20 protein-coding genes are annotated in these 18,540 nt (G+C 44.9%); 19 read left to right on the top strand and 1 reads right to left on the bottom strand.

Translation table 11 applies throughout. From position 1 onward, the window contains the following. Positions 1-25 precede the first annotated feature (25 nt). The 19 genes from EAE93_RS15355 (at position 26) to crcB (ending at position 18,233) form a co-directional block, all read left to right on the top strand. A complete protein-coding gene (locus tag EAE93_RS15355; RefSeq protein WP_110090917.1) occupies positions 26-487 on the top strand; it encodes a carboxymuconolactone decarboxylase family protein in 462 nt (153 codons plus the stop codon). Between the two features lie 441 nt (positions 488-928). Then, positions 929-1,822, top strand: coding sequence for an amino acid ABC transporter substrate-binding protein (locus EAE93_RS15350; protein WP_036813341.1), 894 nt, complete (start codon positions 929-931; stop codon positions 1,820-1,822). 133 nt (positions 1,823-1,955) lie between these two features. Next, positions 1,956-2,696, top strand: coding sequence for an amino acid ABC transporter permease (locus tag EAE93_RS15345; protein WP_214040029.1), 741 nt, complete (start codon positions 1,956-1,958; stop codon positions 2,694-2,696). Continuing rightward, complete coding sequence (gltK, locus tag EAE93_RS15340; RefSeq protein ID WP_036776721.1) at positions 2,697-3,371, top strand: glutamate/aspartate ABC transporter permease GltK; 675 nt, start codon at positions 2,697-2,699, stop codon at positions 3,369-3,371. It begins immediately after the preceding gene. Next, positions 3,371-4,096, top strand: a complete 726-nt coding sequence (locus EAE93_RS15335; protein ID WP_036813335.1) for an amino acid ABC transporter ATP-binding protein — start codon at positions 3,371-3,373, stop codon at positions 4,094-4,096. The genes gltK and EAE93_RS15335 overlap by 1 nt, the downstream gene beginning before the upstream one ends. A 162-nt stretch (positions 4,097-4,258) precedes the next feature. Next, the gene (gene leuS / locus EAE93_RS15330) at positions 4,259-6,841 is read left to right on the top strand and encodes a leucine--tRNA ligase (protein WP_214040028.1); all 2,583 of its coding nucleotides are present in this window, start codon (positions 4,259-4,261) and stop codon (positions 6,839-6,841) included. A gap of 13 nt (positions 6,842-6,854) precedes the next feature. Next, entirely contained in the window at positions 6,855-7,403 is a 549-nt protein-coding gene (gene lptE / locus EAE93_RS15325; protein ID WP_036813329.1) for an LPS assembly lipoprotein LptE, read from the top strand. After that, on the top strand, positions 7,400-8,440 hold the full coding sequence (holA, locus tag EAE93_RS15320; protein ID WP_105399041.1) for a DNA polymerase III subunit delta: 1,041 nt from the start codon (positions 7,400-7,402) through the stop codon (positions 8,438-8,440). Before lptE ends, holA begins: the two co-directional genes overlap by 4 nt. Further along, positions 8,424-9,101, top strand: a complete 678-nt coding sequence (gene nadD / locus EAE93_RS15315; protein ID WP_044467119.1) for a nicotinate-nucleotide adenylyltransferase — start codon at positions 8,424-8,426, stop codon at positions 9,099-9,101. Before holA ends, nadD begins: the two co-directional genes overlap by 17 nt. Before the next feature lie 98 nt (positions 9,102-9,199). Next, positions 9,200-9,526 carry a ribosome silencing factor gene (rsfS, locus tag EAE93_RS15310; RefSeq protein WP_074525019.1) on the top strand — a complete coding sequence of 109 codons (327 nt, stop codon included), beginning with the start codon at positions 9,200-9,202 and terminating at the stop codon, positions 9,524-9,526. Positions 9,527-9,528: 2 nt separating this feature from the next. Then, on the top strand, positions 9,529-9,999 hold the full coding sequence (gene rlmH, locus EAE93_RS15305; RefSeq protein ID WP_214040027.1) for a 23S rRNA (pseudouridine(1915)-N(3))-methyltransferase RlmH: 471 nt from the start codon (positions 9,529-9,531) through the stop codon (positions 9,997-9,999). A gap of 39 nt (positions 10,000-10,038) precedes the next feature. Next, positions 10,039-11,934, top strand: coding sequence for a peptidoglycan DD-transpeptidase MrdA (gene mrdA, locus EAE93_RS15300; RefSeq protein WP_036813319.1), 1,896 nt, complete (start codon positions 10,039-10,041; stop codon positions 11,932-11,934). An 8-nt stretch (positions 11,935-11,942) separates the two neighbouring features. Beyond that, entirely contained in the window at positions 11,943-13,055 is a 1,113-nt protein-coding gene (mrdB, locus tag EAE93_RS15295; protein WP_036776743.1) for a peptidoglycan glycosyltransferase MrdB, read from the top strand. A gap of 13 nt (positions 13,056-13,068) precedes the next feature. Further along, on the top strand, positions 13,069-14,082 hold the full coding sequence (rlpA, locus tag EAE93_RS15290; protein ID WP_214040026.1) for an endolytic peptidoglycan transglycosylase RlpA: 1,014 nt from the start codon (positions 13,069-13,071) through the stop codon (positions 14,080-14,082). 161 nt (positions 14,083-14,243) lie between these two features. Beyond that, a complete protein-coding gene (gene dacA, locus EAE93_RS15285) occupies positions 14,244-15,455 on the top strand; it encodes a D-alanyl-D-alanine carboxypeptidase DacA (RefSeq protein ID WP_036776813.1) in 1,212 nt (403 codons plus the stop codon). A gap of 152 nt (positions 15,456-15,607) precedes the next feature. Next, complete coding sequence (gene ybeD / locus EAE93_RS15280; protein ID WP_011145617.1) at positions 15,608-15,871, top strand: DUF493 family protein YbeD; 264 nt, start codon at positions 15,608-15,610, stop codon at positions 15,869-15,871. A gap of 130 nt (positions 15,872-16,001) precedes the next feature. Continuing rightward, entirely contained in the window at positions 16,002-16,643 is a 642-nt protein-coding gene (gene lipB, locus EAE93_RS15275; protein WP_036776748.1) for a lipoyl(octanoyl) transferase LipB, read from the top strand. A gap of 110 nt (positions 16,644-16,753) precedes the next feature. Then, positions 16,754-17,719: a lipoyl synthase gene (gene lipA / locus EAE93_RS15270; protein ID WP_036776751.1), complete on the top strand. Its 966-nt coding sequence runs from the start codon at positions 16,754-16,756 to the stop codon at positions 17,717-17,719. A gap of 139 nt (positions 17,720-17,858) precedes the next feature. Next, complete coding sequence (crcB, locus tag EAE93_RS15265; RefSeq protein ID WP_036813389.1) at positions 17,859-18,233, top strand: fluoride efflux transporter CrcB; 375 nt, start codon at positions 17,859-17,861, stop codon at positions 18,231-18,233. Positions 18,234-18,309: 76 nt separating this feature from the next. On the opposite strand, the gene cspE is transcribed toward crcB, so the two are convergent. Further along, positions 18,310-18,519, bottom strand: coding sequence for a transcription antiterminator/RNA stability regulator CspE (gene cspE, locus EAE93_RS15260; RefSeq protein WP_021323071.1), 210 nt, complete (start codon positions 18,517-18,519; stop codon positions 18,310-18,312). Positions 18,520-18,540: the final 21 nt, after the last annotated feature.

The following is an 18,540-nucleotide window of genomic DNA, read 5'->3' as shown; positions in this document are numbered from 1 at the left end:
TAGAAAAACAAAGGAGTAACAAGTTATGCAAGCAAAACGTCTGCAACCATCAGAAATTTCACCAGAGCTTTATAATGCGGTCGTAAAAGTCGATGAATTAACTTACCAATCCACTCTCGGTAAGGCGCTCATCGAACTCATCAAAGTCAGAGTTTCCCAAATCAATGGCTGTGCCTTTTGTCTTAATATGCATTCCAAAGCTGCCCGCAAGGCAGGAAATAGCGAACAAAAACTCTATCTCCTAAGCGCCTGGAAAGAAGCGACTATTTTTACATCACGGGAGCGTGCGGCTTTAGGCTGGGCAGAGGCTTTATCTCGGATTGTCGAAACTGGAGCAGAAGATGAACATTACACTCCACTATTGGCGGAGTTTGATGAAAAAGAGATTGTCGATTTAACATTGTTAATCGGCCTTATCAACCTATGGAATCGTCTGGCAATTGGTATGAAATATACCTTACCCACTTCTACCACTGACCTACCCTAAGAAATTCAGCAAGGTTAATTACTAGCGATAATTAACCCTGCTAACCCTCAACAACTGATATCACTCTATGTTATGCAAATAACCTACTTAAACAACTTATTGGTGCTAATTTTACCCCCCTTTACTATTTTGGCACGCTAATTGCTGCTATATCTATGAATAGAAAGGGAAATAGCTGTTTCAATAACCAAAAATGGGAAAATGCACTAAAAAAATGATAATCACGCACCTTTATTGTGCAAGATAAACAACATTGTTCATTTATAGTGCGAGACAGCTCCCGAAATAGAAACAATTCATTTTCATTGACTAACCCTTTTGTACTATTTTTTAACACTATATATACATATGACAGCAAATGATCCTCGATTAAAAACAAATCACAGAGAGACTTTTGCAAACACAACATCGCAAACGATAGCCACATTAAAGGAGTTGTATATGCGTATGCGTAACCTAGTATTAACCATGATGTTACTTGGCATGGCGGGGGCTGTTCAGGCCGAAGAATTAACGGGAACACTGAAAAAGATCAAAGATGATGGCGTGATCATTGTGGGACATCGTGAGTCTTCCGTACCTTTTGCTTACTACGATAATCAGCAAAAAGTCGTCGGCTACTCTCAGGATTATTCTAATCTGATTGTTGAAGCGGTGAAAAAGAAACTGGACATGCCAAATCTGCAAGTAAAATTGATACCCATAACTTCTCAAAATCGCATCCCATTGCTACAAAATGGCACTTACGATTTCGAATGCGGTTCCACTTCCAATAACCTTGAACGCCAAAAACAAGTCACTTTCTCAAACTCTATCTTTATTGTTAGTACACGTTTGCTGACTAAAAAAGGTTCCGGTATAAAAGATTTCCCTGATTTAGCCGGCAAAAATGTCGTTGTTTCAGCAGGTACGACTTCTGAAATATTGCTGAATAAACTCAACGATGAAAAAAACATGAAAATGCGCATCATCAGTGCAAAAGATCATGGTGACTCATTCCGTACTCTGGAATCCGGCCGTGCAATCGCCTTTATGGTGGACGATGCTCTGCTAGCAGGCGAACGCGCTAAAGCGAAAAAACCTGATCAATGGGAAATTGTTGGCACGCCTCAGTCTAGAGAAGCCTATGGTTGTATATCGCGCAAAGACGATCTTCAATTCAAGAAGCTGATCGATGAGACCATTGTTCAGGCGCAAACCTCAGGAGAGGCAGAGAAATCATTTGAGCGCTGGTTCAAACACCCGATTCCACCCAAGAATCTGAACCTGAACTTCTCTTTGTCTGATGAAATGAAAGCACTATTTAAATCGCCAAATGATAAGGCGCTTGACTAGAAATATAATTAAAAAATGACTATTTGATTGGCATCACAGGGTGCGAGGTGGCCGTTCCCTACCTCGCTTTTTTTTCTCAGCCAATCAGTCGCTTTCAGGGGATCAAACTACCCCCCTCGCAGGGAGTATTATTATGTCAATCGATTGGAACTGGGGCATCTTTTTGCAAGCTGCCCCTTTCGGCAATACAACTTATCTAGGCTGGTTGATAGCTGGATTTCAGGTGACGATTGCCTTGTCTATCTGCGCTTGGATTCTCGCTTTCATTGTCGGCTCGCTGTTCGGCATCTTGCGCACTGTTCCCAATAAAATATTATCTGGGATGGGGACCTGTTATGTTGAGCTTTTTCGTAACGTACCGCTGATAGTTCAATTTTTTATCTGGTATCTGGTTGTACCTGAACTACTGCCAGAAAAAATTAGTCTGTGGTTTAAAACTGAATTGGACCCTAATATTCAATTTTTTCTCTCATCCACTGTCTGTTTAGGTCTTTTCACTGCGGCACGTGTGTGTGAGCAGGTTCGTGCCGCCATACAATCACTACCACGCGGGCAAAAATCGGCAGGGCTGGCAATGGGGCTAACCTTGCCACAAACCTATCGTTATGTCCTATTACCCAACGCCTATCGAGTGATCATTCCACCCATGACATCAGAAATGATGAATCTGGTAAAAAACTCCGCCATCGCCTCCACTATTGGTCTGGTAGATATGGCAGCACAGGCAGGTAAGTTACTTGATTACTCAGCACATGCTTATGAAACATTTACCGCCATTACGTTGGCCTATGTCGGAATCAATCTGGTGATTATGCTCGCCATGCACTTGCTTGAGAAAAAGGTACGTTTACCGGGTAATATTGGAGGTCAATAAATGTACGAGTTTGACTGGAGTTCGATTATCCCCAGTATCCCATTTCTGCTACAAGGCTTAGTCATTACAGCAAAAATAACGATTATTGCTGTTGTTGTCGGTATTCTCTGGGGAACCGTGCTGGCCGTTATGCGGCTCTCTTCGATAAAAGTACTGAGCTGGTTTGCCACTTTATATGTCAATCTGTTCCGCTCTGTACCACTAGTTATGGTACTGTTATGGTTCTACCTAATTGTGCCTAGCCTAGTACAGAATGTTCTGGGGATTTCTCCGAAAACAGATATTCGTTTAATTTCAGCTATGGTTGCATTCGCCTTTTTCGAAGCAGCTTACTATTCAGAAATTATCCGGGCAGGAATTCAGAGTATCTCCCGCGGGCAATCTTCGGCAGCACTGGCATTAGGTATGACACCAATGCAAAGTATGAGGCTGGTTATCCTGCCTCAAGCATTCCGTGCGATGACTCCGCTGTTATTGACACAGGGGATCGTACTGTTTCAAGACACCTCATTGGTGTATGTGCTCAGTCTCGCGGACTTTTTCCGTACTGCGGCAAATATCGGTGAGCGTGATGGCACTCAGGTCGAAATGATCCTATTTGCTGGTTTGGTTTATTTTATTATTAGTATTGCCGCATCTATGCTGGTTAACTATTTGAAGAAAAGGACTGTTTGATGATCTCCCTGAAAAATGTATCCAAGTGGTATGGCCAATTTCAGGTTCTCTCCGACTGCTCAACTGAAGTTAAAAAAGGTGAAGTCGTTGTAGTCTGTGGCCCATCTGGCTCAGGCAAATCCACCCTGATAAAAACGGTTAATGGTCTGGAATCCATCCAACAGGGTGAAATTCTGGTTAATGACATTAAAGTCAATGACAAAAACACCAATCTGGCACAACTACGTTCTAAAGTCGGCATGGTGTTCCAGCATTTTGAGCTGTTCCCCCATCTCTCCATCATTGAGAATTTAACTCTGGCGCAGATTAAAGTGCTCAATCGTGATAAAAAAACGGCAGAAGAAAAAGGATTGAAATTACTTGAACGCGTCGGGCTTGCCAGTCAGGCGAATAAATTCCCATCGCAACTTTCCGGTGGTCAGCAGCAACGTGTAGCAATCGCCCGTGCCCTTTGTATGGACCCGATTGCCATGCTATTTGACGAACCCACCTCCGCACTCGACCCTGAAATGATCAATGAAGTGCTTGATGTCATGGTTAAACTGGCAGACGAAGGGATGACCATGATGGTTGTTACTCACGAAATGGGCTTCGCCCGTAAAGTAGCCAGCCGAGTTATCTTTATGGATGAAGGCAAAATTGTTGAAGATAGCAAGAAAGAAGATTTCTTTGCGAATCCAAAATCAGATCGCGCCAAAGAATTTCTCGCTAAAATTCTTCACTAACCTCATTTCATTTCCGGTGGTGACACCCGTCGCCATCGGATTTTCCCTCAGAACCACTGTTTCTTATATATCAAATCAGATATGCTATGCCGATCTCATATTTTACCAACTAAATGATTGCTACAAGCGTAGCTTTTTACTCACCATAGGATTATCGGTGCCATGCAAGAACAATACCGTCCAGAAGATATAGAGCCGCAAGTTCAGCTTCATTGGCAAGAGAAGCAAACTTTTAAAGTGACAGAAGATAACAGTAAAGAAAAATATTACTGCCTGTCCATGCTACCTTACCCTTCTGGCCGACTACACATGGGCCATGTACGCAACTACACTATCGGCGACGTTATCTCCCGCTACCAGCGTATGCTGGGTAAAAATGTCCTACAACCTATCGGTTGGGATGCGTTTGGACTGCCTGCGGAAGGCGCCGCGGTCAAAAACAATACCGCGCCTGCTCCGTGGACCTATGCCAACATCGAATATATGAAAGGTCAGTTGAAAACACTGGGCTTCGGTTACGATTGGGATCGTGAAGTCACAACCTGTACCCCGGAATATTACCGTTGGGAACAGTGGTTCTTCACTAAATTGTATGAAAAGGGTCTGGTTTATAAAAAGACCTCCGCAGTTAACTGGTGCCCTCACGATCTGACCGTTCTAGCTAATGAACAAGTGGTCGATGGCTGTTGTTGGCGTTGTGACACTAAAGTTGAACGTAAAGAAATTCCGCAATGGTTTATCAAGATCACTGATTATGCCGAAGAGTTGTTAAATGATCTGGATACGCTGGAAGAGTGGCCTGAACAGGTCAAAACCATGCAGCGCAACTGGATTGGTCGCTCCGAAGGGGTAGAAATCACTTTTGATGTGGCTGATAGTCAGGAGAAGCTGACCGTCTATACTACCCGTCCTGATACGTTCCTCGGCGCCACTTATGTTGCGGTTGCCGCAGGCCATCCTCTGGCAAAACAAGCAGCAGAAAATAACCCTGAACTGGTTGCTTTCATTGATGAGTGCCGTAATACCAAAGTTGCAGAAGCAGATATGGCAACAATGGAGAAGAAAGGCATGGCAACCGGTATGTTTGCTATTCATCCATTGACCAAAGAGAAAGTGGCAATCTGGGTTGCAAACTTTGTCCTGATGGAATACGGCACCGGTGCTGTCATGGCAGTTCCCGGCCACGATCAACGCGATTGGGAATTTGCGACAAAATATAACCTGCCAATGAAAGCCGTTATTCTGGACAGTGAAGGTAATGAACCAAATGTTCATGAAGCCCCGGTAACGGATAAGAATGTTCTGTTTAATTCCGGTGAATTTAGCGGTCTGAATCACGAAGCCGGTTTTAATGCCATCGCTAATAAATTGGTGGAAATGGGCGTAGGTAAGCGTAAAGTCAACTATCGTCTGCGTGACTGGGGTGTTTCCCGTCAACGTTACTGGGGCGCTCCTATTCCAATGGCAACACTGGAAGATGGCACGGTTGTTTCAGTTCCAGCAGATCAACTGCCTGTTATTCTGCCGGAAGATGTCAAAATGGATGGCATCACCAGCCCAATTAAAGCTGATCTTGAATGGGCAAAAACCACTATCAACGGCCAGCCGGCACTACGTGAGACAGATACCTTCGATACCTTTATGGAATCTTCCTGGTACTACGCTCGCTATACCTGTCCAGATTATGACAAAGGCTTGCTCGATCCAGCGGCTGCTAACTATTGGCTGCCAGTTGACCAATACATCGGTGGTATCGAACATGCCATCATGCATCTGATGTATTTCCGTTTCTTCCATAAACTGATGCGTGATGCAGGCTTGGTCAATTCCAATGAACCCGCTAAGCGCCTGTTATGTCAGGGCATGGTTCTAGCCGATGCTTTTTATTACATCGGCAAAAATGGTGAAAAAATCTGGGTTTCCCCAGCTGATACTATTGTTGAGCGTGATGATAAAGGCCGTATCGTTAAAGCGACGGATAAAGAAGGCCATGAGCTGATTTATACCGGCATGAGCAAAATGTCTAAATCCAAAAACAACGGCATTGACCCTCAATTGATGGTAGAAAAATATGGTGCTGATACCGTTCGCCTGTTTATGATGTTCGCGGCTCCACCAGAGCTGACATTAGAATGGCAAGAATCCAGCGTTGAAGGAGCAAATCGCTTCCTGAAACGTGTATGGCGCCTGGTTTATGAACATAGCAGCAAAGGGGCAACTCAACCGCTGGACATCACAAACCTGACAGTGGAACAAAAAGATCTATTCCGAGATCTGCACAAAACCATCGCTAAAGTCACAGATGATGTTGGTCGCCGTCAGGCATTCAATACTGCTATCGCTGCGGTAATGGAATTAATGAATAAACTGACCCGCGCACCACAAGAAACTAAGCAGGATCGCGCTCTGATGCAAGAGGCGCTGTTGGCGGTTGTCCGTATGTTGTCACCAATAACACCTCATGCTTGCTTTATTATGTGGCAAGCTCTGGGTGGTGAAGGTGATATTGATACGGCTGATTGGCCGCAAGCTGATGAACAAGCAATGGTTGACGATACCAAGCTAGTCATCATTCAAGTTAACGGTAAAGTGCGTGGTCGTGTTACTGTGCCAGTCGATGCGACTAAAGAATATGTTCATGATCTGGCAGCACAAGAGTATGGCGTGGCGAAATATCTTGAAGGCGTCACTATTCGCAAAGTCATTTATGTACCAGGCAAACTGCTGAATCTGGTCGTCGGCTGATAAAGGAGGCAATGTGCGACATCGTATTTTAACGTTGTTGCTGGGGTTGGCGGTGCTGGTCACTGCTGGCTGCGGTTTTCATCTGCGCGGCACCACTCAGGTGCCACCGGAGCTCAAAAAGCTGCAATTAACAAGCAGTGACCCATATGGGCCACTGGCCCGTTCTGTTCGTCAACAGCTTCGTCTGAATAACGTCACTATCCTTGAAGATGGCAGCGCTGATATTCCTATTTTGAAGTTAATCGGCTCTTCTGAAAATAAAGATACTGTCTCTGTTTTCCAAGATGGTAAGGCTGCTGAACGCCAATTGACACTGTACGTTGATGCACAAGTCATTATGCCAGACGGCAGCGTATACCCACTGCGCTCCAGGGTTGACCGCTCTTTTTTCGACAACCCATTAGAAGCTCTGGCGAAAGATGCTGAAAACGAGATAATCAGTCAGGAAATGCGTGAACAAGCCGCTCGCGGGTTAGTTCGCCAGTTATTGACTGTTCACAACGCAGAAAAGCAGAAAGCCAGAGAAAAACAGGTGGGACAGCAAGCTGCGCAAGCACAATGATCAAACTCTATCCCGAACAACTGATTTCGCAGCTCAATGAAGGGCTGCGAAACTGTTATCTGATATGGGGTAATGAACCCCTGCTATTACAGGAAAGCCAGGATCACATCCGCAAGGCTGCTGAAAAACACGCTTTCACTGAACACTTCACCTATGCACTGGATAATCACACCGAATGGGATGAGATATTCGGTATCTGTCAGTCATTAAGTCTATTTGCTAGCCGTCAAACACTCACTTTGCTTCTGCCTGAAAGTGGCCCTAACGCAGCAATGGCTGAACAACTGGTAAAACTGGCAGGGCTTCTTCATCCAGATATACTGTTAATACTACGTGGTCTGAAATTGACCAAGGCTCAGGAGAACAGTAACTGGTTCAAAGCACTAGGAAAAAACGGTGTTTATGTCAGTTGTCAGCCCCCCGAACAGCACCGTCTGCCGCAATGGGTTGCACAACGGGCCAAAGCCATGAAATTGACGCTGGAAGAGCAGGCCAATCAACTACTGTGTTACTGCTATGAAGGAAATTTACTGGCGTTGGCTCAGGCACTTGAGCGACTCTCCCTGCTATACCCAGATGGTAAACTGACCTTACATCGTATTGAAAATGCAGTGAATGATGCGGCTCACTTTACACCTTATCACTGGGTAGACGCGTTATTAGCGGGTAAAGCAAAACGAGCCTGGCATATTCTGAAACAGTTAAAACAAGAAGATTGCGAAGCTGTTATTCTATTACGTACCGTACAGCGGGAATTGCTGCTGCTACTCACTCTGAAACGCCAAAGTACCACAACTCCGATGAAAACGCTGTTAGATCAGCATCGGGTATGGCAAAACCGTCGCCCATTACTGACAAGTGCTCTGCAACGTCTCACTCAACATGATTTGCAGCAAGCACTTCATTTACTTGTACAGATGGAACGCCAAATCAAGCAGGATTACGGCCAGCCTATTTGGTCAAATTTAGAAACTCTTTCCATGCTGTTATGTGGCAAAACCTTACCTGAGAGCTTGCTTAATGCCTCATACCACTAATTCTACTGGCCCGAAACAACCCGTTATTCAAGCATTATTTGGTGGAACATTCGATCCCATCCATTACGGGCATTTACAACCAGTTGAGACCCTGGCATATCAAACTGGCCTGAAACAAGTGATTTTACTACCAAATCACGTCCCGCCACACCGCCCACAACCAGAAGCCTCCGCACAACAGCGGCTTGAAATGGTACAACTGGCTGTACAAGATAACCCTCTGTTTACCATCGATAGGCGTGAACTGGAGCGCACCACGCCCTCCTACACAATTGATACCCTAGAGTCATTCCGTCAGGAACTTGGCAACAAACAACCACTGGCATTTATAATCGGCCAAGATGCTTTATTATCACTGCATACTTGGCATCGTTGGCAAGAACTGCTGAGTCTCTGTCATTTATTGGTTTGCGCTCGTCCAGGTTATCAGACCCAGTTTTCCACAACTGAAATGCAACAATGGTTTACAGAACATCAAATCCGCGATCCAAACCAGCTTAGTAGTCAACCTAACGGTTATATCTATCTGGCGGATACACCGCTGCTGCCTATCTCAGCAACAGATATCCGTCAACGCCACCAGCAAGGGTTAAGTTGTGACGATTTACTCCCCCTTTCAGTACAAAAGTATATAGATTCACAGGGGTTATATCGCCAATAGCGAAATCTACCTCGATTAGTCGCTTAGTTGGCTTACCCTTAAGTGACCTGACATGCTATTATTCCGCACTATTTAATCAATTGTGATAAAAAATAAGGATGAGCCTTTTGCAAGGTAAAGAACTCCAACAGTTTGTTATTGATAAGCTTGAAAACTCCAAAGCACAGGATATCGTTTCCCTTGATGTTCAAGGGAAATCCAGTATTACCGATTGCATGATTATCTGCACCGGAACCTCCAATCGCCACCTGATGTCTGTCGCAGACAATCTGGTTGATGACTGTCGTGCGAGCGGCCTGATCCCACTTGGCGTTGAAGGGCAAGGCGTGTCTGACTGGATCGTCGTAGACCTCGGTGAAGTTATCGTACATGTCATGCAAGAAGAGAGCCGCCGCATGTATGAACTTGAAAAGCTCTGGAGCTGAGTTTGAAGCTGCAATTAATCGCTGTAGGTACAAAAATGCCGGACTGGATACAGGCCGGCTTTATCGATTATTTGCGCCGTTTTCCCAAAGATATGCCATTTGAATTGGTAGAAATTCCGGCTGGCAAACGGGGCAAAAATGCAGATATTAAGCGCATTCTGGAAAAAGAAGGCGAACAGATGCTGGCCGCTATTGGCAAAGGCAACCGTATTGTTACCCTGGATATTCCGGGTTCCCGTTGGGAAACACCTCAACTGGCGCAACAACTTGAACATTGGAAACAAGATGGTAGAGATGTCAGTTTATTGATAGGCGGGCCAGAAGGTCTCGCTCCAGCATGTAAAGCTGCCGCAGAACAAAGCTGGTCACTGTCACCGCTGACCTTACCCCATCCTCTGGTCCGGGTTTTGGTTGCGGAAAGCCTGTACCGGGCATGGAGCATTACCACCAATCATCCCTATCATCGGGAATAATTTGGTTATCAACGGATAAAAGCGAATTCTGGCAATGGGATGAAAAATAAACGTACCCCTTTTCGTGATTATACGGCTGAATCAGCCCTATTTGCTCGCCGCGCATTGGTGGCGTTTATTATCATCTTGGTACTGACTGGTATCCTGATTGCCAATCTTTACCATTTACAAATTACTCGCCACGAAGACTATCAAACCCGTTCAAACGAAAACCGTATTAAACTGGTTCCAATTGCGCCAAGCCGCGGTATCATCTATGACCGTAACGGCACCCCATTGGCGCTTAATCGAACCATCTACCAGTTGGAAATCATCCCCGAAAAGGTAGAAAACCTTGAGCAAACGCTGAATGATTTACGTAATGTTATCGATCTGACTGACGAAGACATTGCCAACTTTGAAAAAGAGCGTAAGCGTTCGCGCCGCTTTACTTCTATTCCATTGAAAACGTCGCTTGATCATATTCAAGTCGCACGCTTTGCCGTTAACCAATATCGTTTCCCCGGTTTTGAAATAAAAGGTTACCAACGCCGCTTCTATCCTTATGGCTCAGCACTGACACATATCATCGGCTATGTGGCTAAAATTAATGATAAAGATGTAGAACGATTGGATAAAGAAGGTATTTTACCTAATTACGCCGCTACCCATGACATCGGCAAATTAGGTATTGAACGCTACTATGAAGCTGTTTTACACGGCAAAACAGGTTACGAAGAAGTCGAAGTGAATAACCGTGGCCGAGTGATACGCCAATTACATGAACAACCACCGCAGGCCGGACAAGATATTTACCTCACTATCGATCTCGAATTGCAGATCTACATTGAGAAACTCCTCACAACCAGCCGTGCTGCGGTCGTTGTCAGTGATCCACGTAATGGGGAAATTCTGGCGCTGGTATCTAACCCAAGCTATGATCCAAACCTATTCGTAAACGGCATCTCCAATAAAAACTACCAGGAATTATTAAACAACCCTGATAGACCGCTTATTAATCGTGCTACTCAAGGGATCTACCCTCCAGCTTCGACAGTGAAACCTTTCATTACTGTTGCAGCACTAAGCACAGGCGTGATCAATAAAAATACCACCATTTTTGATCCGGGTTGGTGGCAATTACCGGGTTCAGAAAAACGCTACCGTGACTGGAAACGTTGGGGACATGGTAGTCTCAATCCGCATAGAGCCATTGTAGAATCAGCGGATACTTTCTTTTATCAAGTTGCCTATGATATGGGAATTGATCGTCTATCTGAATGGATGACCAAGTTCGGCTATGGCGAATACACTGGCATCGACCTGGCCGAAGAACGCACCGGTATCATGCCTACTCGCGAATGGAAACAAAGGAAATATAAAAAACCTTGGTACCAAGGAGATACCATTCCTGTTGGCATCGGCCAAGGATATTGGACAGCAACCCCCATTCAAATGGTGAAAGCGCTGATAACTTTAATTAACGATGGTAATGTAAAAACACCACATCTGCTGCTAAGCAAGAAGCTGAAAGGTGAGATGATCCCTTATCAACAAACAGAAAATATCCAGATTGGCGATATCCATTCAGGATATTGGGAATTAGCAAAAAGTGGCATGTACGGTGTTGCCAACTTGCCAAACGGTACCGGCCACAAGAGTTTTACCGGCACGCCTTATAAAGCAGCGGCCAAATCGGGAACAGCACAGGTCTACAGTTATGAAACCTACAATGCCAGTAAAATTGCAGAGCATTTACGGGATCATAAGCTGATGATTGCTTTCGCGCCTTATGAAAATCCGACCGTAGCTCTTTCCATTATTTTAGAGAATGGTGGCGCAGGTCCAGCAGTAGGAACCCTTGTTCGCCAAATCCTCGACCATGTACTATTAGGGGATAACAACACAACATTGCCGAATGCGGTCCCGACTCCCCCCGGAACAGAAAGTGACTGATTAACACCATGACAGAAAACCAAAAAAGGGTTCCTCTCTGGACCAGATTACATATCGACCTACCGTTACTCCTGTGCATTTTGGCATTGCTGATATACAGCGCTTTTGTTATGTGGAGTGCCAGCGGTCAAGATATGGGTATGATGGAGCGCAAAGTTGGTCAAATTGGCGCCGGACTGGTTGTCATGCTCATCATGGCGCAGATTCCGCCAAGAGTTTATGAAAGCTGGGCACCCCATCTCTATATTGTTTGTGTCATTTTACTGATTTTTGTCGACGCTTTCGGGCAAATAAGTAAAGGCGCACAACGCTGGCTGGATTTAGGCATCATCCGCTTCCAACCTTCTGAGATCGCCAAAATCGCAGTACCACTGATGATCGCACGCTTTATGAACCGCGATTTATGCCCGCCCTCGCTGAAAAATACCACCATTGCTCTGATGCTCATTTTTCTGCCTACTCTACTGGTTGCCGCTCAACCAGATCTGGGGACTTCAATTCTGATCGCGGCTTCCGGTCTGTTTGTCTTATTTCTTTCTGGCATGAGTTGGCGATTGATCGGTATTGCAGCTCTACTATTAGCCTGCTTTATCCCCATTTTGTGGTTCTTCCTGATGCATGGCTATCAGCGTGATCGCGTCATGATGCTACTTGATCCAGAAAGCGATCCGCTAGGTAAGGGTTACCACATTATTCAATCAAAAATCGCAATTGGCTCCGGTGGCTTATCAGGTAAAGGCTGGCTATTAGGAACACAATCTCAACTGGAATTTCTGCCGGAACGTCATACAGATTTCATATTTGCCGTACTGTCGGAAGAACTTGGTTTAATTGGCGTACTACTGTTATTAACATTATATATGTTATTAATTCTGCGTGGACTGGTCATCGCAACCAAGGCACAGAACACTTTTGGCCGGGTTATGGTTGGCGGCCTGGTGTTAATCCTGTTTGTTTATATCTTCGTCAATATCGGCATGGTGAGTGGTATTCTGCCTGTAGTAGGCGTTCCTTTGCCATTTGTCAGTTATGGCGGCTCAGCGTTAATCGTCTTAATGGCTGGTTTCGGCATTATCATGTCGATTCACACACACCGAAAATTGTTGTCTAAAAGTTTATAGAGAAGAGGTTTCAATGCGTCAACACTGGCTTATACTTGGCATGATTGCAGCCCTGCTATCCGGCTGTACTACTCCTGACAAACAAAAACCTTCCCCGTTACCAGCAGCAGTACCAACGCAGGATGTTCTGGGAGCAGAACCTCGCTACGAGCCTTATCACCCTAGCGCCAATAATGATTATCAGATGAACGGACATACTTATCATATTGTGCAAAATCCGTCTCAATTCAGTGAAACTGGCTACGCGAGTTGGTACGGTGAAGAATCTAGCGGCAAAATGACCGCAATTGGCGAGCGTTTCAATCCTTATGCGCTGACAGCCGCCCATCCTACCCTGCCAATTCCAAGTTATGTCCGTGTGACCAACTTGAGCAATGGCCGTATGATGATTGTTAGAGTCAATGACCGTGGTCCTTATAAACCAGGGAGAATTATCGAGCTATCGAAGGCTTCCTCTGAACGCTTAAACCTGACTCAAAGTACCAAAGTTAAGGTTGATTTTATTGAGGTGGCCCAAGACGGTTCTGTATCTGGCCCCGGTACCATTGGCAGCCAGATAGTTAAACAGAGTTACGCTCTACCGGGTAGACCCACGCTGACAAGCAGCCCACTAGGAACACCAACAATGGAGAATGTCCCTGATCAGACCGGCAGCCAGCCTTTAACAAATCAGCCGGTGGAACAAACTCAATCATTGATGGCACAACCGGAAACTACCGAGCAACTACCCGCAATGAAGCTGCAACCCCCTAAACCTGTTACAAACAGTACTTCGATAGTAACAGCACCGACAGCCGCCTCAGCGAACGGTTTTATGGTTCAGGTTGGCGCTGTTAGCAGTGAGCAACGAGCAAAAGAGTGGCAACAAACACTGGCGCAACGCTTTAATGTTCAAGGACGCGTAACTCAACATAGTAACGTTTATCGTGTACAGTTGGGGCCATTCAACAATCGCCAGCAAGCTGCCGATTTACAACAAAAACTGGCTGACCAGATACAACAGTCTTCTTTTATCGTCAGCCCTTAATCGTTCTCTTACTGATATCTCACTTTGATTCAGATATCAGTAAGAGGAGTAAAAAAATGTAAACCCGAGTCTTGTCAAAATTTGGCAATGTCAGTATTTTTTTCATTTGCTATGATGTGATTCGATATCAACCTTTTCTCACGGATGCTGTCCAACCGACCATGAAATATACAACCACTTTTCATTTTATAAAAAGCGCCACCTTGGGTGTCGCGCTGGCAATAAGTGCTTCTGCCTTTGCCGATGGAAATGATATCAACCTGAAAACGATGATCCCAGGCGTGCCTCAGATCGATGCGGAAGCTTATATCCTTATCGATTACAATTCAGGCAAAGTGCTAGCCGAAATGAATGCAGATGCACACCGTGACCCTGCCAGTCTGACAAAAATGATGACCAGTTATGTCATTGGTCAAGCAATTAAATCAGGCAAAATCCACCCAAATGATATGGTCACTGTCGGTACTGACGCATGGGCAACAGGTAATCCGGTATTTAAAGGTTCTTCCCTGATGTTCCTCAAGCCAGGCGATCAGGTCTCGGTTTCCATGTTATCCCGCGGTATAAACTTGCAATCCGGTAACGATGCCTGTGTTGCAATGGCAGATTATGTTGCCGGTAGCCAAGAGTCTTTCGTTAATTTAATGAATGGTTATGTGAAATCTCTCGGATTAAAGAATACGAATTTCAAAACCGTTCATGGTCTGGATGCAGAAGGCCAATATAGCTCTGCCCGTGATATGGCGCTGATTGGTCAAGCGCTGATCCGTGATGTTCCCGAAGAGTACGCCATCTATAAAGAAAAAGAGTTTACCTACAACAATATCCGTCAAACAAACCGTAACGGCTTGTTGTGGGATAAAAGCTTGAATGTCGATGGTATCAAAACCGGTCACACTAGCGCAGCGGGTTATAACCTGGTCGCTTCTGCAACGGAAGGCGATATGCGTCTGATTTCTGCGGTATTAGGCGGCCACACTTACAAAGGCCGAGAAACAGAAAGTAAGAAACTACTGACCTGGGGTTTTCGTTTCTTCGAAACTGTTGCTCCTCTGCAAGCAAACAAAGAGTTCGCTTCTGAACCAGTCTGGTTTGGCGATAACGATAGGGTTCAGTTAGGTGTTGATAAAGATGTTTATCTGACTATTCCCCGTGGTCGTCTGAAAGATCTGAAAGCCAGCTATGTCATGAATAATAGTGAATTACATGCACCACTGGCGAAAGATCAAGTCGTGGGTACTATCAACTTTCAACTTGATGGTAAGACTATTGAACAGCGGCCTTTAGTCGTCATGAATGAAGTAAAAGAAGGCGGCATCTTTAGCCGCTTTATCGATTACATCAAGCTACTATTTCATCATTGGTTTGGCTAATTCTTGAGATAATTAAGCGATAAACCCCACCAAAGCGAATCGGGCTACCGCCCAATCGCAGTAAGTCCCCCGCGTTTTAAGGCGGGGGAAAGTATCAAATTTTACAGAAGAAACTGACCGTACGATCGCGGAAAGCAAAAACAGGAGCGCCCATGAAAACGAAATTAAATGAACTACTTGAGTTCCCTTGTTCATTCACTTACAAAGTGATGGGCCTGGCGGAGCCTGAGCTAGTCAATCAGGTCGTTGAGGTAGTTCAACGCCATGCACCGGGCGATTACTCTCCACAAGTGAAACCAAGCAGCAAAGGCAACTACCATTCAGTATCCATTACCATCAATGCGACTCATATTGAACAGGTAGAAACGCTGTATGAAGAGTTAGGTAACCTTGAACTGGTACGGGTCGTGCTGTAATAGAAGCAGAGAAATCCCCTATAATTTCACAGGGGATTCTTTATCTATCAGAAATACCACTATTTCAAGCGCACTAAACTGGAGAGAACCTCTTCCGAGGGTTATACTGACCAAATCTTATAGCTATCAAATGAAGTTTCAATTGCAACATAAAACGATTTTCTTACGTCAATTAGGAATACAACCCTACGGGCCGATTTCTGATGCAATGCACTTATTCACTGAGCAGCGAGATATTAATACACCTGATGAAATCTGGCTGGTACAGCATCCAAAAGTCTTTACTCAAGGACAAGCAGGTAAAGCTGAACATTTGCTATCCCTCGGTGATATTCCGATTATTCAATCCGATCGTGGTGGACAAGTCACCTATCATGGCCCTGGTCAACAGGTTATGTATGTCATGATTGACATCAAACGCGCCAAAATTGGTGTACGGCAATTGGTTACGGCGATAGAGGATACTGTCATTAAAACCCTTGCTCACTTTGGTGTGGAAGCCTATGCCCGCCCGGATGCCCCCGGTGTCTACGTCAATGAAGCCAAGATTTGCTCCCTCGGATTACGGATACGCAAAGGTTGTTCTTTCCACGGGTTAGCCCTCAATATCGCAATGGATTTAGAACCCTTTTTGCGTATTAATCCTTGTGGCTATGCCGGCATGAAAATGATTCAACTCAGTGAGTTAGTTCCCGGAATTACTGTTGAGCAAGTACAGCCTATTCTGGTGGAGAAATTTTGCCAGCAGTTAGGATTTAAATTGAACAATTAAAGATGCTATAATTTTTTAACATTTTTCAAAAATTTTTTAATGGTTTGTCATACAGTAGACTGAATGATAAATCTCAACCTGATGAATTTAACACTGGAACCAGCACGATTATGAGTAAACCAATTCAGATGGAACGCGGCATTAAGTACCGCGACGCAGACAAAATGGCGCTGATCCCGGTCAAAACAGTGATGACCGAACGTACAGAAATCTTGCGTAAACCTGAGTGGATGAAAATCAAACTTCCTGCGGATTCCAGCCGCATTCAGGGCATCAAATCCGCCATGCGCAAAAATGGTCTGCATTCCGTCTGTGAAGAAGCGTCCTGCCCTAACCTGGCTGAATGTTTCAATCACGGTACAGCAACCTTCATGATCCTTGGCGCAATTTGCACCCGCCGTTGCCCTTTCTGTGATGTTGCACACGGCCGCCCAATGGCGCCTGACACCAACGAACCGGTAAAACTGGCACAAACCATTAAAGATATGGCTCTGCGCTACGTTGTCATCACCTCCGTTGACCGTGATGATCTACGTGACGGTGGCGCTCAACACTTTGCTGATTGCATCTCTGCTATTCGTGAAAAAAATCCATCCATCAAAATTGAAACCTTAGTGCCTGATTTCCGTGGACGTATGGATCGCGCACTTGAAATACTGACAGCAACACCACCCGACGTCTTTAACCATAATCTGGAAAACGTACCTCGGGTTTACCGTCAAGTGCGCCCTGGAGCAAACTATGAGTGGTCACTAAAATTACTTGAAAAGTTTAAAGAAGCCCACCCTGATATTCCAACTAAATCAGGTCTGATGGTCGGCCTCGGTGAAACCAACGAAGAAATTCTTGACGTTATGCGCGATCTGCGCCGCCACGGTGTTACCATGCTGACCTTGGGCCAATATCTACAGCCTAGTCGTCATCATTTGCCAGTACAGCGCTACGTCAGCCCACAGGAATTTGATGAGATGAAAGAAGAAGCGTTAGCTATGGGATTCACCCATGCCGCCTGCGGTCCATTTGTTCGTTCTTCTTATCATGCTGACTTGCAAGCCAGAGGTGAAGAGGTCAAATAACCCAGTTTCTTATACCCTATGGATTTCAAGCTGCATCGCGACGGCAAGGGAGTGAATCCCCGGGAGCATAGCAAACTATGTGACCGGGGTGAGCGAGTGCAGCCAACAAAGAGGCAGCTTGAAAGATGACGGGTATATTATGACTAATATTATTCTGGCGGTATTTATCGGAGGCGGCTTAGGCAGCGTATTACGCTGGTTTATCAGCCTCCGCCTTAATAATATTTCTTCTAATATCGCGGTTGGCACCCTTACTGTTAACTGTATCGGTGCATTAATTATCGGACTAGGATTGGCCTATTTTAATAAATCTACCCATCTCGATCCGGCCTGGAAATTGATGTTGACCACCGGTTTTTGTGGAGGTTTAACAACCTTTTCCACCTTTTCTGTTGAAGTGGTTTATTTGTTACAGGAAGGAAAACTAGGATGGGCGCTGGGAACAGTTTTGCTTAATCTTTTTGGCTCATTATTAATGACCGTGTTAGCTTTTGTATTGATGCGTGAACTTTAAATTAAAATTATCTGCATATCACACAAGCCAAAAAAAACCCGTTGAAATAACGGGTTTTCGAAATACGGAGTTAAAATCAGATAGCGACAACGTTTACAGCAGATGGACCTTTAGCGCCGTCAGTGATTTCAAACTCTACTTTTTGACCTTCTGCCAAAGTTTTAAATCCGTTACTCTGAATAGCAGAGAAATGCACAAATACGTCTTTGCTACCATCTTCTGGAGTGATAAACCCGAATCCTTTAGATTCATTAAACCACTTAACGTTACCTTTAATTTTTGACATCAAACTTACCTTTAACGTGAA

Origin of the sequence: Photorhabdus akhurstii (genome assembly GCF_018448925.1) — a bacterium.
GTDB classification, from domain to species: Bacteria; Pseudomonadota; Gammaproteobacteria; order Enterobacterales; family Enterobacteriaceae; genus Photorhabdus; species Photorhabdus akhurstii.
This window is presented reverse-complemented; position numbering and strand designations above follow the sequence as displayed.